Source organism: Peptococcus niger (assembly GCF_900101835.1).
GTDB lineage: Bacteria > Bacillota > Peptococcia > Peptococcales > Peptococcaceae > Peptococcus > Peptococcus niger.
On record NZ_FNAF01000002.1, the window covers coordinates 81,316 to 97,537 of the forward strand.

General features: G+C 52.0%; 17 protein-coding genes and 2 other annotated features (1 of these 19 cut by a window edge). Of the genes, 15 read left to right on the forward strand and 2 right to left on the reverse strand.

Annotated features, from left to right (window positions below; genetic code table 11):
* The first annotated feature begins 90 nt into the window (after positions 1 to 90).
* The 5 genes from uvrB to BLQ16_RS02165 all read left to right on the forward strand — a co-directional run bounded on the left by uvrB (position 91) and on the right by BLQ16_RS02165 (position 7,707).
* Entirely contained in the window at positions 91 to 2,067 is a 1,977-nt protein-coding gene (gene uvrB / locus BLQ16_RS02145; RefSeq protein ID WP_091791108.1) for an excinuclease ABC subunit UvrB, read from the forward strand.
* Between the two features lie 30 nt (positions 2,068 to 2,097).
* A complete protein-coding gene (uvrA, locus tag BLQ16_RS02150; RefSeq protein WP_091791109.1) occupies positions 2,098 to 4,932 on the forward strand; it encodes an excinuclease ABC subunit UvrA in 2,835 nt (944 codons plus the stop codon).
* Between the two features lie 143 nt (positions 4,933 to 5,075).
* Positions 5,076 to 5,510: a hypothetical protein gene (locus tag BLQ16_RS02155; RefSeq protein WP_091791110.1), complete on the forward strand. Its 435-nt coding sequence runs from the start codon at positions 5,076 to 5,078 to the stop codon at positions 5,508 to 5,510.
* A 105-nt stretch (positions 5,511 to 5,615) separates the two neighbouring features.
* Positions 5,616 to 6,806, forward strand: a complete 1,191-nt coding sequence (gene tuf / locus BLQ16_RS02160) for an elongation factor Tu (protein ID WP_091791111.1) — start codon at positions 5,616 to 5,618, stop codon at positions 6,804 to 6,806.
* 100 nt (positions 6,807 to 6,906) lie between these two features.
* On the forward strand, positions 6,907 to 7,707 hold the full coding sequence (locus tag BLQ16_RS02165; RefSeq protein ID WP_159427948.1) for a nitroreductase family protein: 801 nt from the start codon (positions 6,907 to 6,909) through the stop codon (positions 7,705 to 7,707).
* 45 nt (positions 7,708 to 7,752) lie between these two features.
* Here BLQ16_RS02165 and BLQ16_RS02170 read toward each other — a convergent pair whose 3' ends face one another.
* Positions 7,753 to 8,394 carry a helix-turn-helix transcriptional regulator gene (locus BLQ16_RS02170; RefSeq protein ID WP_159427949.1) on the reverse strand — a complete coding sequence of 214 codons (642 nt, stop codon included), beginning with the start codon at positions 8,392 to 8,394 and terminating at the stop codon, positions 7,753 to 7,755.
* 387 nt (positions 8,395 to 8,781) lie between these two features.
* On the opposite strand from BLQ16_RS02170, the gene iorA reads away from it, so the two are divergent.
* Both iorA and BLQ16_RS02180 read left to right on the forward strand, forming a co-directional pair.
* On the forward strand, positions 8,782 to 10,596 hold the full coding sequence (gene iorA, locus BLQ16_RS02175) for an indolepyruvate ferredoxin oxidoreductase subunit alpha (protein WP_091791274.1): 1,815 nt from the start codon (positions 8,782 to 8,784) through the stop codon (positions 10,594 to 10,596).
* Positions 10,593 to 11,171, forward strand: a complete 579-nt coding sequence (locus BLQ16_RS02180; RefSeq protein ID WP_091791114.1) for an indolepyruvate oxidoreductase subunit beta — start codon at positions 10,593 to 10,595, stop codon at positions 11,169 to 11,171. Before iorA ends, BLQ16_RS02180 begins: the two co-directional genes overlap by 4 nt.
* A gap of 99 nt (positions 11,172 to 11,270) precedes the next feature.
* Here the strand turns inward: BLQ16_RS02180 and lexA are convergent, their stop codons facing one another.
* Positions 11,271 to 11,927 carry a transcriptional repressor LexA gene (gene lexA, locus BLQ16_RS02185; RefSeq protein ID WP_423230812.1) on the reverse strand — a complete coding sequence of 219 codons (657 nt, stop codon included), beginning with the start codon at positions 11,925 to 11,927 and terminating at the stop codon, positions 11,271 to 11,273.
* Positions 11,928 to 12,242: 315 nt separating this feature from the next.
* Here lexA and rpmG point away from each other — a divergent pair, with 315 nt between their 5' ends.
* The 8 genes from rpmG (at position 12,243) to BLQ16_RS02225 (ending at position 16,069) form a co-directional block, all read left to right on the forward strand.
* Positions 12,243 to 12,392: a 50S ribosomal protein L33 gene (rpmG, locus tag BLQ16_RS02190; RefSeq protein ID WP_091791115.1), complete on the forward strand. Its 150-nt coding sequence runs from the start codon at positions 12,243 to 12,245 to the stop codon at positions 12,390 to 12,392.
* Positions 12,393 to 12,419: 27 nt separating this feature from the next.
* On the forward strand, positions 12,420 to 12,638 hold the full coding sequence (gene secE / locus BLQ16_RS02195; RefSeq protein ID WP_200781857.1) for a preprotein translocase subunit SecE: 219 nt from the start codon (positions 12,420 to 12,422) through the stop codon (positions 12,636 to 12,638).
* Positions 12,639 to 12,659: 21 nt separating this feature from the next.
* Positions 12,660 to 13,217 carry a transcription termination/antitermination protein NusG gene (gene nusG, locus BLQ16_RS02200; RefSeq protein ID WP_091791117.1) on the forward strand — a complete coding sequence of 186 codons (558 nt, stop codon included), beginning with the start codon at positions 12,660 to 12,662 and terminating at the stop codon, positions 13,215 to 13,217.
* A gap of 22 nt (positions 13,218 to 13,239) precedes the next feature.
* A complete protein-coding gene (gene rplK / locus BLQ16_RS02205) occupies positions 13,240 to 13,665 on the forward strand; it encodes a 50S ribosomal protein L11 (RefSeq protein ID WP_091791118.1) in 426 nt (141 codons plus the stop codon).
* A 53-nt stretch (positions 13,666 to 13,718) separates the two neighbouring features.
* Positions 13,719 to 14,411 (forward strand): 50S ribosomal protein L1, encoded by a 693-nt coding sequence (rplA, locus tag BLQ16_RS02210; RefSeq protein ID WP_091791119.1) that lies wholly within the window; start codon positions 13,719 to 13,721, stop codon positions 14,409 to 14,411.
* Positions 14,411 to 14,534: a sequence feature (ribosomal protein L10 leader region), on the forward strand. (Overlaps the previous gene by 1 nt.)
* Positions 14,535 to 14,573: 39 nt before the next feature.
* The gene (rplJ, locus tag BLQ16_RS02215) at positions 14,574 to 15,077 is read left to right on the forward strand and encodes a 50S ribosomal protein L10 (protein ID WP_159427950.1); all 504 of its coding nucleotides are present in this window, start codon (positions 14,574 to 14,576) and stop codon (positions 15,075 to 15,077) included.
* Positions 15,078 to 15,107: 30 nt separating this feature from the next.
* Positions 15,108 to 15,482 carry a 50S ribosomal protein L7/L12 gene (rplL, locus tag BLQ16_RS02220; RefSeq protein WP_091791121.1) on the forward strand — a complete coding sequence of 125 codons (375 nt, stop codon included), beginning with the start codon at positions 15,108 to 15,110 and terminating at the stop codon, positions 15,480 to 15,482.
* Between the two features lie 113 nt (positions 15,483 to 15,595).
* Positions 15,596 to 16,069: a hypothetical protein gene (locus tag BLQ16_RS02225; RefSeq protein WP_091791122.1), complete on the forward strand. Its 474-nt coding sequence runs from the start codon at positions 15,596 to 15,598 to the stop codon at positions 16,067 to 16,069.
* Positions 16,070 to 16,121: 52 nt separating this feature from the next.
* Positions 16,122 to 16,222, forward strand: a binding site (T-box leader); it runs 143 nt beyond the window's last position.

The window sequence follows — 16,222 nt, forward strand, 5'->3', positions numbered from 1 at the left end:
TTTGTAGTCCTGCTTAAAAGTTTACCTGGCCGGGTATGTATGGTACATGTGTTCTGAACGTGTGAGGAAATAGCAAAAAGGAGGGCGGCCATGCCGGATTTTCAATTGGTTAGTGATTTTAAGCCCACAGGTGACCAGCCCAAAGCGATTGAGCAATTGCTGGAGGGGCTGAACCTGGGCTATCCCAAGCAAACCCTTTTGGGGGTGACCGGGAGCGGCAAAACATTTACCATGGCCAATCTTATTGCGCGCGCCAATCGTCCGGCGCTGATTTTTGAGCCGAATAAAACCTTGGCCGCTCAGTTGTACAGCGAATTTAAGGCTTTCTTTCCGCATAATGCGGTGGAGTATTTTGTCAGCTATTATGATTATTACCAGCCGGAAGCCTATGTGGCACGCACCGATACCTTTATTGAAAAAGACGCCCAGATCAATGAGGAAATAGAAAAGTTGCGCCACAGTGCGACGGCCTCTCTTTTGGAACGGCGGGATGTCATCATCGTGGCCTCCGTGTCCTGTATTTACGGCTTAGGGTCGCCGGATTTTTACAAAGACCGGGTTTTAAACCTGCGGGTCGGGCAAGAAGTGGACCGGGATGATATTTTACGGCGCCTGGTGGAAATTCAATTTGAACGCAATGATGTGGATTTTAAGCGCGGGACCTTCCGGGTGCGGGGGGATGTGGTGGACGTCTTTCCGCCCTCCTCAAGCGATAAGAGCATCCGCATTGAATTTTTCGGCGATGAGGTGGACCGGATCAGCGAAGTGGAAGCGGTGACCGGTAAGACGGTGGGTGTGCGCAAGCATGTGGCCATTTATCCGAATACCCACTACGTGACCTCGCCGGCCTACATGGAAACGGCCATCCGCAATATTGAAGCGGAAATGCGGGAGCAAATTGCCAAATTTGAAAGCGAAGGGAAGCTGATTGAGGCTCAGCGCATCGGTGAGCGGACGCGGTATGATTTGGAAATGTTGCGGGAACTGGGTTTTTGCTCCGGGGTGGAAAATTATTCACGGCCCTTGGCCGGGCGGCCGCCGGGCTCTACGCCTTACACCCTCTTGGACTTTTTTCCGGAAGACTTTATTACCTTTATTGATGAAAGCCATGTGGCCGTACCACAAATCGGCGGCATGTACGCCGGAGACCGGTCTCGCAAGGAAAACTTGGTCAACTACGGCTTTCGCTTGCCGTCTGCCTTAGACAATAGGCCGCTGACCTTTGATGAATTTGAAGCGCGGGTGCGGCAGACCGTTTACGTTTCTGCAACGCCCGGTCCCTATGAACAAGAACATGCCCTGCAGACCGTTGAACAGATTATTCGCCCCACCGGGCTCTTGGATCCGCCCATTGAAGTGCGGCCAATTTTGGGGCAGATTGATGACCTGATGGACGAATGTCGCTTGCGGACTGAACGGGATGAGCGCGTCCTGGTCACCACCTTGACCAAGCGGATGGCTGAAGACTTGACGGATTACCTGGCCAATGCGGGCATCCGGGTGCGTTATTTGCACAGTGAAGTTAAAACCCTGGAGCGGATGGAAATCTTGCGAGACCTGCGGTTGGGCAAATTTGACGTATTGGTGGGGATCAACCTCCTGCGTGAAGGGTTGGACTTGCCGGAAGTCTCCCTGGTGGCCATCCTGGATGCGGATAAAGAGGGCTTTTTGCGGAGCGAACGGTCAATGATCCAGACCGTCGGCCGGGCGGCCCGTAATGCCAACGGCAGGGTCATCATGTACGCCGATACCATTACCGGGTCCATGCGTCGCACCATTGATGAAACTGACCGGCGACGTAGGATTCAGATGGCCTACAATGAGGCCCACGGCATAACCCCGGAAACCATTCGCAAGCGGGTGGCTGATGACATCCGGGCCACGGAAAAGGTGGCTGAAGAAGAGCCGACCTATCTCTTGCGGGACGTTCCTCCGGACCGAAAGGGGCGGAAACAGCACCTGCAAATTTTAGAAAAGGCCATGAAAGAGGCGGCTAAGAACCTGGAGTTTGAAGTGGCGGCAGAATTAAGGGATGAAATTCGCCGCATTCAAAATGGCGGTCGTTAAAAGACCGCTTATGTTTGGAAGGGAGGCCTTATGGCTCAAGAATTTATTCGCATCCGTGGGGCGCGGGTGAATAACCTAAAAAATATTAACTTGGATATTCCGCGGGAAAAGCTGGTGGTGGTTACCGGCTTGTCCGGGTCGGGAAAATCCTCCCTGGCCTTTGACACCATTTACGCAGAGGGGCAGCGGCGCTATGTTGAGTCCCTGTCCTCCTATGCGCGCATGTTCTTAGGTCAGATGGATAAGCCGGATGTCGATGAAATCTCCGGCCTGTCGCCGGCGATTTCCATAGACCAGAAAACCACCAGCCGTAATCCGCGCTCCACGGTGGGAACGGTAACGGAGATCTATGATTACCTGCGCCTGCTCTTTGCCCGGGTGGGTCAGGCCCATTGCCCCGAGTGTGGGAAGCCGATTACCCGCCAGACGGTGGATCAAATGGTAGACCAGCTGATGACCCTGCCGGAAGGCAGTCGCTTACAAATATTGGCGCCGGCGGTGCAGAATCGCAAGGGAGAATTTAAGCGCCTTTTAGACCAATTCCGCCAGGCCGGCTATATCCGGGTGCGCATTGACGGCGAGACCTATGATTTGGCCGAAGACATCCAGCTGGCAAAGAACAAGCGGCATGATGTGCAGGTGGTGATTGATCGGATTAAGGTGCGCCCTGAGGTGGAGAGCCGGCTGGCCGGGTCGCTGCAGACGGCGCTGGAAATTGCCGATGGCGAGGTGTGGGTGGATGCGGATGGCGACCTATTGCGCTTCAGTGAACATTTTGCCTGTACCGATTGTCACCTATCTATGCCGGAAATCAGCCCCCAGCTTTTTTCCTTTAACAACCCTCTGGGGGCCTGCCCGCATTGCGATGGCATCGGCGTCATCCGGGCCCTGGACCCGGACTTAATCATTGAAGATCCGGCCATGACCTTGGCGGAGGGGGTTTTAAGACCCTGGCGCAGAGGGTCCGCTTCCGATTTTTATCCAAAAATGCTGGCGGCTTTGGCGGAACTTCGGGGCATAGACATGGAAAAGCCGTGGAAGTCTTTGCCCAAAGCGGACCGGGACTTTATCCTTTATGGCGGCGATCACCCGACCTTGCGCTTTTCCTACACCAACCTATTTAAAGAAAAGAAGACCTACCGCAAACCCTTTGAAGGCTTAATTCCCAATTTAGAGCGGCGCTATAAAAACAGCAGCAGCGATTATGTGCGGCAGGAAATTGAGACCTATATGGTTTCGCAGACCTGCGACCATTGCCAGGGGCGGCGGTTGCGTCCGGAAGCCTTGGCGGTGACCGTGGGTGGCAAGAATATTGCTGAACTCACCGAGCACAATATTGCAGATGGGCTGGACTTTTTTGAAGGGCTGGAACTGAACGAACGGGAGGCCTATATCTCCCGGCTGATCACCAAAGAAATTATTGAACGGTTGCGGTTTTTGGCCAACGTCGGCCTGAACTACCTGACCCTGGACCGGATGGCAGGCTCTCTTTCCGGCGGTGAAGCCCAGCGCATCCGCTTAGCGACCCAGATTGGCTCCGGCTTGGTGGGGGTTCTATACATTTTAGACGAACCGTCCATCGGGCTACACCAGCGGGATAACGACCGGCTGATCAAGACCCTGCGTCATTTGACAGACCTGGGCAATACCCTGATTGTGGTGGAACACGACGATGAAACCATGCGGGCAGCCGATTTCCTCGTTGATGTCGGGCCGGGTGCCGGTGAACATGGCGGTGAAATCATCGCCAGCGGGACGCCGGAAGAAGTGATGGCCAATGAGGCCTCTATCACCGGGCGCTACCTGTCCGGCCAGGAAACCATTCCGGTACCGGCCTCGCGGCGGCCGGTTGATCCGGACCGGCACTTGCGCGTCTTAGGGGCCCGGGAAAATAATTTGCATGGCATAGATGTGACCTTTCCGCTGGGTGTTTTTACCTGCGTGACGGGTGTTTCCGGCAGCGGTAAATCGACCCTGGTGAACGATATTTTAAACCAAGCCCTGGAGAAACACCTGTACAGCCAGTCCAAAGCCCGGCCGGGTGCGCATAAGGGCCTTGAGGGTCTGGACCAGGTGGATAAAGTGGTGAACATCGACCAAAGCCCCATCGGTCGCACGCCCCGCTCCAACCCGGCGACCTACACCGGCGTTTTTGACGCCATCCGCCAGCTCTTTGCCGACACCAAGGAAGCTCAGATTCGCGGCTATAAGCCGGGGCGCTTCAGTTTTAACGTTAAAGGCGGTCGCTGTGAAGCCTGTCGCGGTGACGGCATCATTAAAATAGAGATGCATTTTCTGCCGGATGTATATGTTCCCTGTGAAGTCTGCCATGGCAAGCGGTATAACCGGGAAACCCTGGAGGTGCATTACCGGGGCAAAACCATCGCCGATGTCTTGGAAATGACGGCAGAAGAGGCGTTGGGCTTTTTTGAAAATATTCCCCGCGTGGCCAATAAGCTGCAAACCATTGTTGATGTGGGCCTGGGCTACATCCGCCTGGGGCAGCCGGCCACCACCCTGTCCGGCGGCGAGGCCCAACGGGTTAAGCTGGCCAGCGAACTGTCCAAGCGCCCCACCGGGAAAACCGTTTACATTCTCGATGAACCCACCACCGGTTTACACGCAGCGGATATTAAAAAATTACTGGCTGTTTTAAACAGGTTGGTTGATGCCGGTGAAACGGTTATTGTCATTGAGCACAACCTTGACGTCATTAAATGTGCCGACCACATCATCGATTTAGGCCCTGAAGGTGGGTCCGGCGGCGGCCGTATTGTTGCAGTCGGCTCCCCTGAAGTGGTGGCAAAAAAGAAAAAAAGCTACACCGGCCAATTTTTGGCGCCTGTTTTGGCGCGTGGCTGGTAAAGGATCCTACCTGCCCTGGCGCGTTGCCGCCGGGGCATTTTTATTTTGCTGCAAATAAGACTTGATAAATAAAGCATGTGGCTTATAATTATAGGAAAGATAAAATTATTTAATAAGTCCTCTGCGGATTGAGGTGAAAGACGATGGCTCAGATCATGACCGTATTGGTTTACGGTGAAGAATGCGACAGAACCTTGGAAGAACTGCTGGATTACTTCCGGACCACGCTGCACAGCGGGTATCTGGATATGTTTGCCCATCGGTTTAACCAACGGTCCATTTTTATTAAGGATTTGGCAGGTTTTAGCCTGCCGCATCAAGCGGCCTGTGAAGCCATGCGCCGTTTTATGGATGCGGTTCATGCGGCCGATGACCTCCGGGACCACTTTGACAACGCCGATTTTTTCATCAAAACCCTTGAGATCATGGCCGATCGCCTTTACCAACTGGATCCGAAAATGGATTTGACCAGTTGCATCACCCGTACGGAAAACATTCAGAACAACATCAAGTATTATCTGGTGGCGCTTGAAAGGCAGGGCCTGCCGGCTGACCCCGCCAATCAGCTGGAGGATTAGGGTCTATGCTTTTGCATTATGCTGACAATTGACAAGTTTGCATTAAGGCTATAAAATGAAATCAATCAATATTGTAAAAATTGTTTTTTTATAGGAGGCTTCCGCATGGCAAAAGAAAAATTTGAACGCACAAAACCGCACGTAAACATCGGCACCATCGGTCACGTTGACCATGGTAAAACGACCACCACCGCCGCCATCACCGCCGTATTGGCCCAAGAAGGCAAGGCAAAAGACACCAAATTTGACGAAATCGACAAAGCCCCGGAAGAACGTGAACGCGGTATTACCATCAATACCTCCCACGTAGAATACGAAACCGACGCGCGCCACTACGCCCACGTCGACTGCCCGGGCCACGCCGACTACGTTAAAAACATGATCACCGGCGCAGCCCAAATGGACGGCGCCATCCTCGTCGTCTCCGCAGCAGACGGCCCCATGCCCCAAACCCGCGAGCACATCCTCTTAGCCCGTCAAGTAGGCGTACCCTACATCGTCGTATTCATGAACAAATGCGACCTCGTAGACGACGAAGAACTCCTTGAACTCGTCGAAATGGAAATTCGCGAACTCTTAAGCGAATACGACTTCCCCGGCGACGACATCCCCGTCGTTCGCGGCAGCGCCTACCAAGCCCTGCAAGACCCCACCGGTCAATGGGCAGAAGGCATCAAAGAACTCATGCAAGCCGTTGACGACTACATCCCCACCCCGGAACGCGACATTGACAAACCCTTCCTCATGCCCGTCGAAGACGTCTTCTCCATCACCGGGCGCGGCACCGTCGCCACCGGCCGTGTCGAACGCGGACAGCTTAAAATCGGCGACGAACTCGAAATCGTCGGCATCACCGAACAGACCAAGAAAACCGTCTGCACCGGCGTAGAAATGTTCCGCAAACAACTCGACTACGCAGAAGCCGGCGACAACATCGGCGCCCTCCTGCGCGGCATCGACAAAGACCAAATCGAACGTGGTCAAGTCCTGGCTAAACCCGGAACCATCACCCCCCACACCAAATTCGAAAGCGAAGTTTACGTCCTGACCAAAGAAGAAGGCGGCCGACACAAACCCTTCTTTGACGGCTACCGTCCGCAATTTTACTTCCGGACCACCGACGTAACCGGCGTCATCGAATTGCCCGAAGGCACCGAAATGGTCATGCCCGGGGACAACGTCAAAATGACCGTCGAACTCATCAGCCCCATCGCCATGGAAGAAGGCCTGCGTTTCGCTATCCGCGAAGGCGGCCACACCGTCGGCGCCGGCGTTGTTGCTAAAATCGACAAATAATTAAGCTGATCAATAAAAAAGAGCAAGTGCTGGGCGCTTGCTCTTTTTGTGTGCCACCTGTTTTTGGTCTTATGTTACAATGGGCTGGGAGGTAGAGCATATGACAGTCAATATTAACCGCGATAAATGCGTGGGCTGCGGGCTGTGCGTCAACGATTGTCCTGCGCATATTTTGGCTTTGGAAGAGGATAAGGCTGTACAAAAAAGTAAGGGCTGCATTTTTTGCGGTCACTGCGTCGCTGTGTGCCCGGTGCAGGCGGTCAGCTTGCCCGCCCTCAACAGGGCGCCCAATAAAGAGCTGGCGGCCGAGGCCTTGCCGGACAATGTGGCCGATCTTGTTTATCGGCTGATGTGCGAACGGCGGTCTATCCGCCAGTTTAACGGTGCCCCTGTTCCAGAGACGGTGATGGAGCGGCTCATGGAAGTGGCCCGCCTGTCCCCGAGTGCCGGCAACCGTCAGCCGCTTCGGTATATTCTCGTTGAAGAGCACCTGGCGGCGCTTAGGGAAGGGGCCATGGAGGCGCTCAAAGCCTTTGTTCAACAACCGGAGGAGCATCCCTACCGTCATTTCTTTAAGGTCATGCTTGCCGAATATGAAGCCGGCCGAGACCCCCTCTTTTGGCAGGCGCCGCAACTGCTTTTACTGGTGCGCCCCAAGGATAGGGATGTGAACGATGCGCCGATTGCGGCCGGTCGCATTGAACTTTTGGCGCATGCGGAAGGCTACGGGGCCTGCTTTATCGGCTTTATCACCGCCATTTTGGCGGAAAATGCTCCCCTGCGTGAATTGGTCGGTTTGAAGCCGGATGAAGTGGCCCAATGTGCGCTCATCTTAGGCGAACCGGCGGTCCGCTACCATCGCGAGGTGGCACGTCGCCCTCTGCGGCTCACCCGCTTATAGGAAATATAGGAAAAGACCTCTCCGTCGCTAGACGGAGAGGTCTTTTTAGTGGTCCTCTTTACGCACCTCTTTAATATAATTATAAATGCTGTAGCGAGAAACGCCTAAGGCGTCAGCAATCAGGCGGACGCTGTTTTGGATTTGTAAAATCCCGCGCTTGTCCAAGTCCCGGACGACTTTTAAGCGGTCGGCCTTTTTGAAATTTGAAACCGGTTTATTGGTTGACTGGATGCTGGCCTGGATAATGGGCGCCAGGGCGGAGGGCGTATTAATGCCTAAAATATCCAGGTCTTCCTGGTCTGAGGACGTTTGTAAAAAATTCATCAGCGTGTACTGCATGGCCTCCACCTGGGTGCAGTCGTAATTGATGCAAAAAGCGATGTTGCGGCCACCAATTTTTTTAACAATGGTCGAGGACTTGAGTGAGGGCCCATTTTTTCGAATTTTTTTCTTGTAGTTGAGATAAACGTTTTCATCTGTGTTGCGGACGCGGGCTTTGGCCTCGTCAATCAAGGGCGATCCAACTTCACGTCCGGTCACATGACCGTTATAGATGTACAGGACCGCCTTTTCCGGTGTATCCAAATCGGAAATGCAGACCTCGCAATCCTTCCCGAAGGTTAGCGCAATGGCTTCGCCGATTTGATTCAAGAGTTCAAGCACATCATTTTCCGGAACAGACCCCATCAAGATCCCTCCTATTTGTAGGAACATTCAACATAATTTAAAAAAAGTATAGCATGAGATGTCAAAGACCACAAGGGCTTGCAGGAAAATCCCACTTGAGCCGGCTGTGATTTATGCAATTGCGAATGGCCATCCAGGCGGGGAAGAGGCATTTGAAAAAAGTCAGGGGGCATGCGCTTAGCTACCCATCAGGACGCCTCCATTGATAGACAAGAGCTGTTGAACAGTTGAAAATAAAGTTGGTCTGACGCCAACATTGAGGTAAAAATATGTTGAAAAATAAAAAATATCTATAAAAATGTTGAAAAAAATCAAAAGTGTGATAGGATAGAACTAAGCAATGTACCACTGTTATGGAGAAGTGATAAGGAGAGGATGAAATCCATTATGAAAGAACTGCTGACCGGTAACGAGGCATTTGCACGCGGCGTCATCGATGCCGGCGTTCATTTCGCTTCCGCCTATCCGGGGACGCCGTCCAGTGAAATTTTGAAAAACATCGCCTTGGACGACCGTCTCGTTGCAGAATGGGCCCCCAATGAAAAGGTGGCCATGGAAAGCGCCATCGGTGCTTCCATCGCTGGCGGACGTGCTTTTGCAAGCATGAAGCACGTTGGCCTGAACGTTGCCGCCGACCCCTTTATGACCTACGCTTACATGGGTGTGCATGGCGGCTTTGTTTTCGTTTCTGCAGACGACCCGGGACAACATTCCTCACAGAACGAGCAGGACAACCGTAACTTTGCCAAGTTTGGCAAAGTGGCCATGTTGGAACCGTCAGATAGCCAAGAGTGCTATGACATGGTGCGCGAGGCCTATGAGTTATCAGAAGAACTGAACACCATTGTGATGGTACGGTCTACAACCCGTATTTCTCACGCTAAGAGTTTGGTGGAAACCCGGGAGCGGAAAGAAGTCCCCATTCAGCCGCTGTGGGATCGGGCAACGAACATGCAGCACTTCGGTTCGGCGCCTTCTTCCTCCAAACCGAACCGCCGCCTGCTGGATGCGCGTCAACCGAAAATGCGCGCAGCTGCTGAAGCATCGCCTTTCAATACGGTTGAGGACAACGGCGCCGATATCGGCATCGTCACTTCCGGCGCGGCCTATAATTACGTTAAAGAAGTTTTCGGCGATCAGGCAAATATTTTAAAACTTGGCTTTACCTGCCCCCTGCCGCTGGATAAAATTCGCGAATTTGCCGGCACCGTTAAAAAGCTTTATGTCGTCGAAGAGCTTGACCCGTTTATGGAAGAGCAAATCAAAGCTGCCGGCATTGACTGCATCGGCAAGGAAGTCATTCCGGCTGTGGACGAATTAAACCCTGGGATCATCGCCAAGGCCCTCTTAGGGGAAGACCATAAGGGCATTCAAATCGATCCGAAAGATTTGATCCCGCGTCCGCCGACCATGTGTGCCGGCTGCCCGCACCGGTCCTTCTTCTATGCGTTGGGCAAACGGAAGAATTGCTATATTTCCAATGACATCGGCTGCTATACCCTGGGCGGGTATGAACCGCTTTTCTGCTTGGACAGCGGGATCTGCATGGGCAGTGCGACGGCCGTTGGCCATGGGGTGGCCAAAATTCTCCAGCAGTCCGGTGAAGAAAAACGGGTTGTTGCCGTGATGGGGGACAGTACCTTCTTCGCCACCGGCATGAATGGGTTGGAAAACTCCCTGTACAACGGCTCTAACCTGATTACCGTCGTTCTAGACAACCGGATCACCGCCATGACCGGGCACCAGGAAAACCCCGGCTCCGGCTTTACCGCCCAAGGTGAGATCAGCCACATGGTCAGTGTGGAAGAAGTGGCCCGCGCCTTCGGCTGTAAGCTCATCCGCACCGTCAACCCGCATGATCAGAAAGCCACGAATGACGCCTTAGACTGGGCCTTTGCTCAAACGGAACCTTGCGTCATCATCAGCCGCTACCCATGCGCCTTGAAGAAATACACCGAAGCAGACCTGGAAGAATTCGGCCCCTTGAATCGCCGCTTTACGGTTGACCAGGATGTCTGCATCGGTTGCAAAAAATGCACCCGCACCGGCTGCCCGGCTATTATCTTCCAAACCGAGATCAAGAAAAGCTCTATTGATCGCAATCAATGCCTCGGTTGCAGCCTTTGCTCACAGGTATGCCCGGTTAAGGCCATCCACGCCGTTGGTGAGCCTTGCCTCGGAAAGGAGACGCAGAAAAAATGAGTGTGACATCCGTTCTGTTGGTCGGTATCGGTGGTCAAGGCACGGTCTTTCTGTCCAATATTCTGGTCAAAGGGCTGCTGAATGCCGGTTATGACGTAAAAATGAGTGAAATTCACGGCATGGCGCAACGTGGCGGCACGGTGTCCACCCAGGTGCGCTATGGCGATAAGGTCTATTCGCCAATCATCGGTGACGGCGAAGCCGACATCATGGTTGCCTTTGAAAAGCAGGAAGCCTTGCGCTACATGCACCTTTTAAAACCGGGCGGGGAACTCATCGTCAATGATGAAGGCTTGCCCTCAGCCCCGGTTCAGTCCGGTAAAATCACCTACCCGGAAGACACCATTGACGTGTTAAAGGGGCTGGTGGCAGATACCGTGGTCATCAAAGCTTCGGATATTGCCGATGAATTGGGCAATCCGAAGGTCGCCAATGTGGTCCTGTTTGGGGCCTTGGCAAAATTGATGAACCTGGCGGACATTGATTGGAAACCGGTCATCGCCGCATCGGTCAAAGAAAAATTTGTTGATGTGAACATGGAGGCCTTTGACCGCGGTCAAGCCTTGATCCAATAAATGACAGTCCTGTCGGTGAGCTGATGGCCCACCAACCTGGAAATAAAAAATCCCTGGAACTGCTTTTAAGGGCAGTTCCAGGGATTTTTTCTGCTGGGCTTAACGGTGCATATCTCGATAGCAACCGATGACCTTCCCGATGATCATGGGGTTTTCAGCGTAAATCGGTTCCATGGAGGGATTTTCCGGCTGCAACCGAATGCGATTTTTTTCCCGGTAGTAGGTTTTGCAGGTGGCTTCATCGCCAATCAGGGCGACAATGATATCGCCATTGGCAGCCGTGGGCTGGGGGGCAACAATAATATAATCCCCGTCCAGGATGCCGGCGTCAATCATGGATTCGCCGCGAATGCGCAGCATAAAGGCACCTTCATCGCGGATGAACCGCATGGGCATGGCAATGCGGTCTTCTAAATTTTCATCGGCAAAAATAGGGGCGCCGGCCGCCACAGCCCCATAGACCGGCAAGCCGACCATTTCTTCAAAGACCTCTTCGTTGACTGCGGCAAAAGACCGGTAGTCGGAGCCATCGCTGTTTTTTAAGATCATGATGGCCCGGGGCTTGGTCGGGTCCCGTTGGATATAGCCCTTTTTTTCCAGTTGGTTCAAATGATTGTGGACGGTGGACGAGCTTTTCAGGTCAACGGCTTCGCCGATTTCCCGCACTGACGGCGGATAACCTTTTTCTTCCACCTCGGCGGTGATGAAATCTAAAATCCGCACCTGGCGAGCACTTAAAGCGGTTTTTATCTGCATACGGGACTCCTTTCAGCGCATGGAGACATCGGGTAATGTTGCCTCCAGTATACAAAAAAAATACACAAAAATCAAACGTTTATTCGGCGAATGGGAGTTCCCTTTTTTGCCGGGCCTTGCGCTTGCCTGGCCGGTACAAGTGGTCTTGTTGAGGCCAGATTAGGGTTAGACGGTATTTTTTTCTTGATAAGGGGCATAAATCTCTAAAAAGTATTGACAAGTACCGGCCGGTTCGGTAAACTGTATAAGTGCCTTTTGACGGCACGTCTTTTTATATTGTCAAAAATCCGAAATTCCTCTACAGGAGGTGTAAACATGCGCGTCGGAATTACATTGGAATGCACAGAGTGCAAAAATAGAAATTACCAAACGAATAAGAATAAGAAGAACACCACCGGGCGCCTTGAAGTCAAAAAATATTGCCCGTTCTGCAAATCCCATCAACTGCATAAAGAAACCAAATAACGCTCTAATTAGGTAAGGATGATTGAAATGAGCAGACAAAAAGGCAATGAAAAGAAGGAAGGATTTTTTAAACGGTTAAAGAAAAATCTTCGCCTTTCTTTCAGTGAACTGAAAAAAGTTCATTGGCCCAACCGCCAGGAAACCATTACCTACACCGGTGTTGTTTTGGTCACCGTTGCCATTATTACAGCGTTGATTTGGGTAGTGGATTCCGGCATCACGGCTGCTTTAGGCTTGTTATTGTAAGAGAGGAGGCCAATCCTCACCATGGCTGAAAATCAAAATAAGGCATGGTACGCGATTCATACCTATAGCGGCTACGAGAAGAAGGTGCAAAGCACCCTTCTCACTCGAGCCAAGACCATGAACATGGAAGACTATATTCTGCGCTGCCTTGTCCCTGAAGAAGAAGTGCGCGAAATGAAAAATGGCGCTAACCGTACTGTGGTACGGAAGCTTTTTCCGGGCTATGTCTTTGTGGAAATGGTTTTAACCGATGAGTCATGGTATGTGGTGCGCAATACCACCGGTGTAACCGGCTTTGTAGGTGCGGGCAACAGTCCTGTACCCTTGCAGGATTACGAAGTGGAGCCGCTTTTGCGTGCGCTGGAAGCTGCAGAGGAGGGCGAAACAGTTCCGCCGGCAGACTTGGATGCCGAAGTAGGCGATACGGTGGGCTTTACCGATTCGTCTTTTGCGGACTTTATCGGTACCATTGTGGCAATTGACCGAGACCGTCGCAAAGTTCAAGTGAGCGCTGCCTTGTTTGGCGGACGCGAAACCAGCATGGAAATGGACTTTGACAAGGTCTATGTGAAAAAGTAACCTTAAATAAGGAGGTGTTTTTATGGCAAAGAAAGTCATCGGTTTTATTAAATTGCAAGTTGAAGCCGGGAAAGCAAACCCTGCACCGCCCGTTGGGCCGGCCCTGGGTCAGCACGGTGTCAACATGATGCAATTCTGCAATGATTTCAATGAACGCACAAAGTCTCAGATGGGGATGTTGATTCCGGTTGAAATTACCGTGTATCAGGACCATTCCTTTACGTTCATCACCAAAACCCCGCCTGCAGCAGTTTTGCTGAAAAAAGCGGCCGGTTTGGAACGGGCCTCCGGTGAACCGAACAAGAATAAGGTCGGCAAAGTCACCGAGGCACAAGTGCGTGAAATCGCAGAAACAAAAATGCAAGATTTAAATGCCGCTACCATCGAAACCGCCATGTCTATGATCAAGGGCTCTGCCCGCAGCATGGGGATTGAAGTAGAAGGCTAATTGCGAGACATGTGGGAGGCGGAAGCCGTTTGCACCACAAAGGAGGATAACACATGGCAAAACACGGTAAGAAATACAACGAGAATGCCAAACTCGTTGACCGTAACAAACTGTATGAAGTTGATGAAGCCTTTGCGCTCATCAAAAAATATGCCAAAGCCAATTTTGACGAATCCGTTGAAGTGGCATTCAAATTGGGCATTGACACACGTCATGCCGACCAGCAAATTCGTAATGCAATGGTACTGCCGCACGGTACAGGCGTCAGCCGGTCCGTTTTGGTTTTCGCTAAAGGCGATAAGGCCAAAGAAGCAGAAGCTGCCGGTGCTGAATTTGTCGGTGCGGAAGACATGGTCGACAAAATCAAAGGCGGTTGGACCGACTTCAATGTGGCCATTGCAACTCCGGATATGATGGGAACCGTTGGTAAAATCGGGCGGATTTTAGGGCCGAAAGGCTTAATGCCGAACCCGAAAACCGGGACCGTCACCATGGACGTTGAAAATGCCGTCAAAGAAGTTAAGGCCGGGAAGATCGAATATCGTGCTGAAAAAGCCGGTGTCGTTCATGCGCCGATCGGTAAACTGAGCTTTGAAGAGAATGCTTTGGTCGAAAACTTTAACGCCCTGGCAGCAGCCATCGTTAAAGCGAAACCGGCTTCTCAAAAAGGGGTTTACGTTAAAAGCGTAACCATTTCCACCAGCATGGGCCCGGGGATCAAATTGAACCCGAACCATATTGCTTAATTTGAATATGTTATCTGCCGGAGACAGCGGGGGCGAAAGCTTAATCATCCTGCCGAGGCGCCATGACATCCATCAGGATGCTAAGGCCTCTGTCTCGCGAGACGAGGCTTTTTCTTTTGGGCAGATACATAAATGTCAGATCATGAAAGGGAGGTGAATCTGTTGTCAACCTTTGAAAGCAAAAAACAGATTGTCACCGATTTACAAGCTAAATTTGAAGCTGCAAAAAGCGTTGTTGTTGTGGACTATACCGGCGTTAATGCCAAACAAACCACTGCCTTGCGTAAATCCATGCGTGAAGGCAATGTGGAATACGTCGTTGCGAAAAACACCCTCTTCTTGCGTGCCGCTGAAGCCGCAGGTTACACCGGGATGGATGAAATGTTTACCGGCGTTTCCGCTGTGGCTTTCTGCGCAGAAGATGAAGTAAAACCGGCCAATATCCTGTCAAAATTCATCAAAGACAATAAAATTATGGTCCTGAAGGGCGGTATCCTGGAAGGCGAAGTCATTGATGCCGCTAAGGTCGAAGTGCTCGGCAGCCTGCCGTCCAAGGAAGAACTCTTGTCCAAAGTGGCTTCCTGCTTCAAAGGGCCTTTGCAAAATGTTTGCTACGCCCTCGATGCTGTTCGTAAAAAAGCCGAAGAAGAAAACGCAAGCGCGTAACGGCAAAGCAATTAGAAAAGGAGAAACACCATGTCCGAAAAAATCACCCAGATCATTGATCTTGTTAAAGAATTATCCGTTGTTGAACTTTCTGAACTCGTCAACACCTTTGAAGAAGAATTCGGCGTAACCGCAGCCGCTCCGGTTGCTGTTGCCGGTGCAGCTGTTGCCGGTGGCGCTGCTGAAGAAGAAAAAACCGAATTTGACCTTGAACTGACCGATGTCGGCGCTACCAAGATCAAAGTCATCAAAGTGGTTCGTGAATTGACCGGTCTTGGCCTCAAAGAAGCCAAAGAATTGGTTGACGGCGCACCGAAAATGGTTAAAGAAGGCATGTCTAAAGAAGACGCTGAAGCCGGTAAAGCCAAATTGGAAGAAGTCGGCGCTACAGCTACCCTTAAATAATCAGGTTTATTCGGCCGCTCTGCTGAGGCAGGGCGGTTTTTGTTTTGCTGAACGGATTGACGGGTATTTTCCCATCGCTTATAATGAGTAAAAAATTTTGGCGGAGGTGGACGATGAAACGCCTGGTCAGAGAAGTGGGCCTTCTGTACGACCTGCTTTTAATATTAACCCTGTCAGATGTGCTTTTTATGCTTTTCGTGCGCAATACCCTGAGTCAGGCCTTGTTGCAGTTTAAATTGGAAGGCCTGTATTTTTTCTACTTGCAGTTTGCCCTCCCCTGGATTTACATCGGGACCAGCTTGCTCCTGGCGACAACGCTGGCGATGCGGTTGGGCATCCGGGTCCGCCCGGCCTTGCGGTTGGGCATGCGGCTTTTGGCGCTGGCCCTGCCGGCGGTCTATATTGGCGTGATGGTCTGGCAATGGCAGACCCAGGGCGATGGCGATGTCCAGTTGCCGGCCCTTATGCTGCAAGGCGGTGCGAATTGGCTTTTGGCCTTGCTTGGCTTGGTCTTGACGCCGGCCCTTCTGCCAGCGGCCCTGCCTGTAGCGGATGACGAGGCGGATGGGGTGTCTGAGGACCTGTGACCCGGCATCCCTTGACAAAATTTGGTGATTTTGCTAAGATAACCTCAATATACAGAAACCTTTGATTGCGAAGAGTACCTGTGGCGATAAACCTCAGCGAGTTCCGGATGGTGGGAGCGGAATGGTGGATGCTTCAGGGAATGGACGCATGAG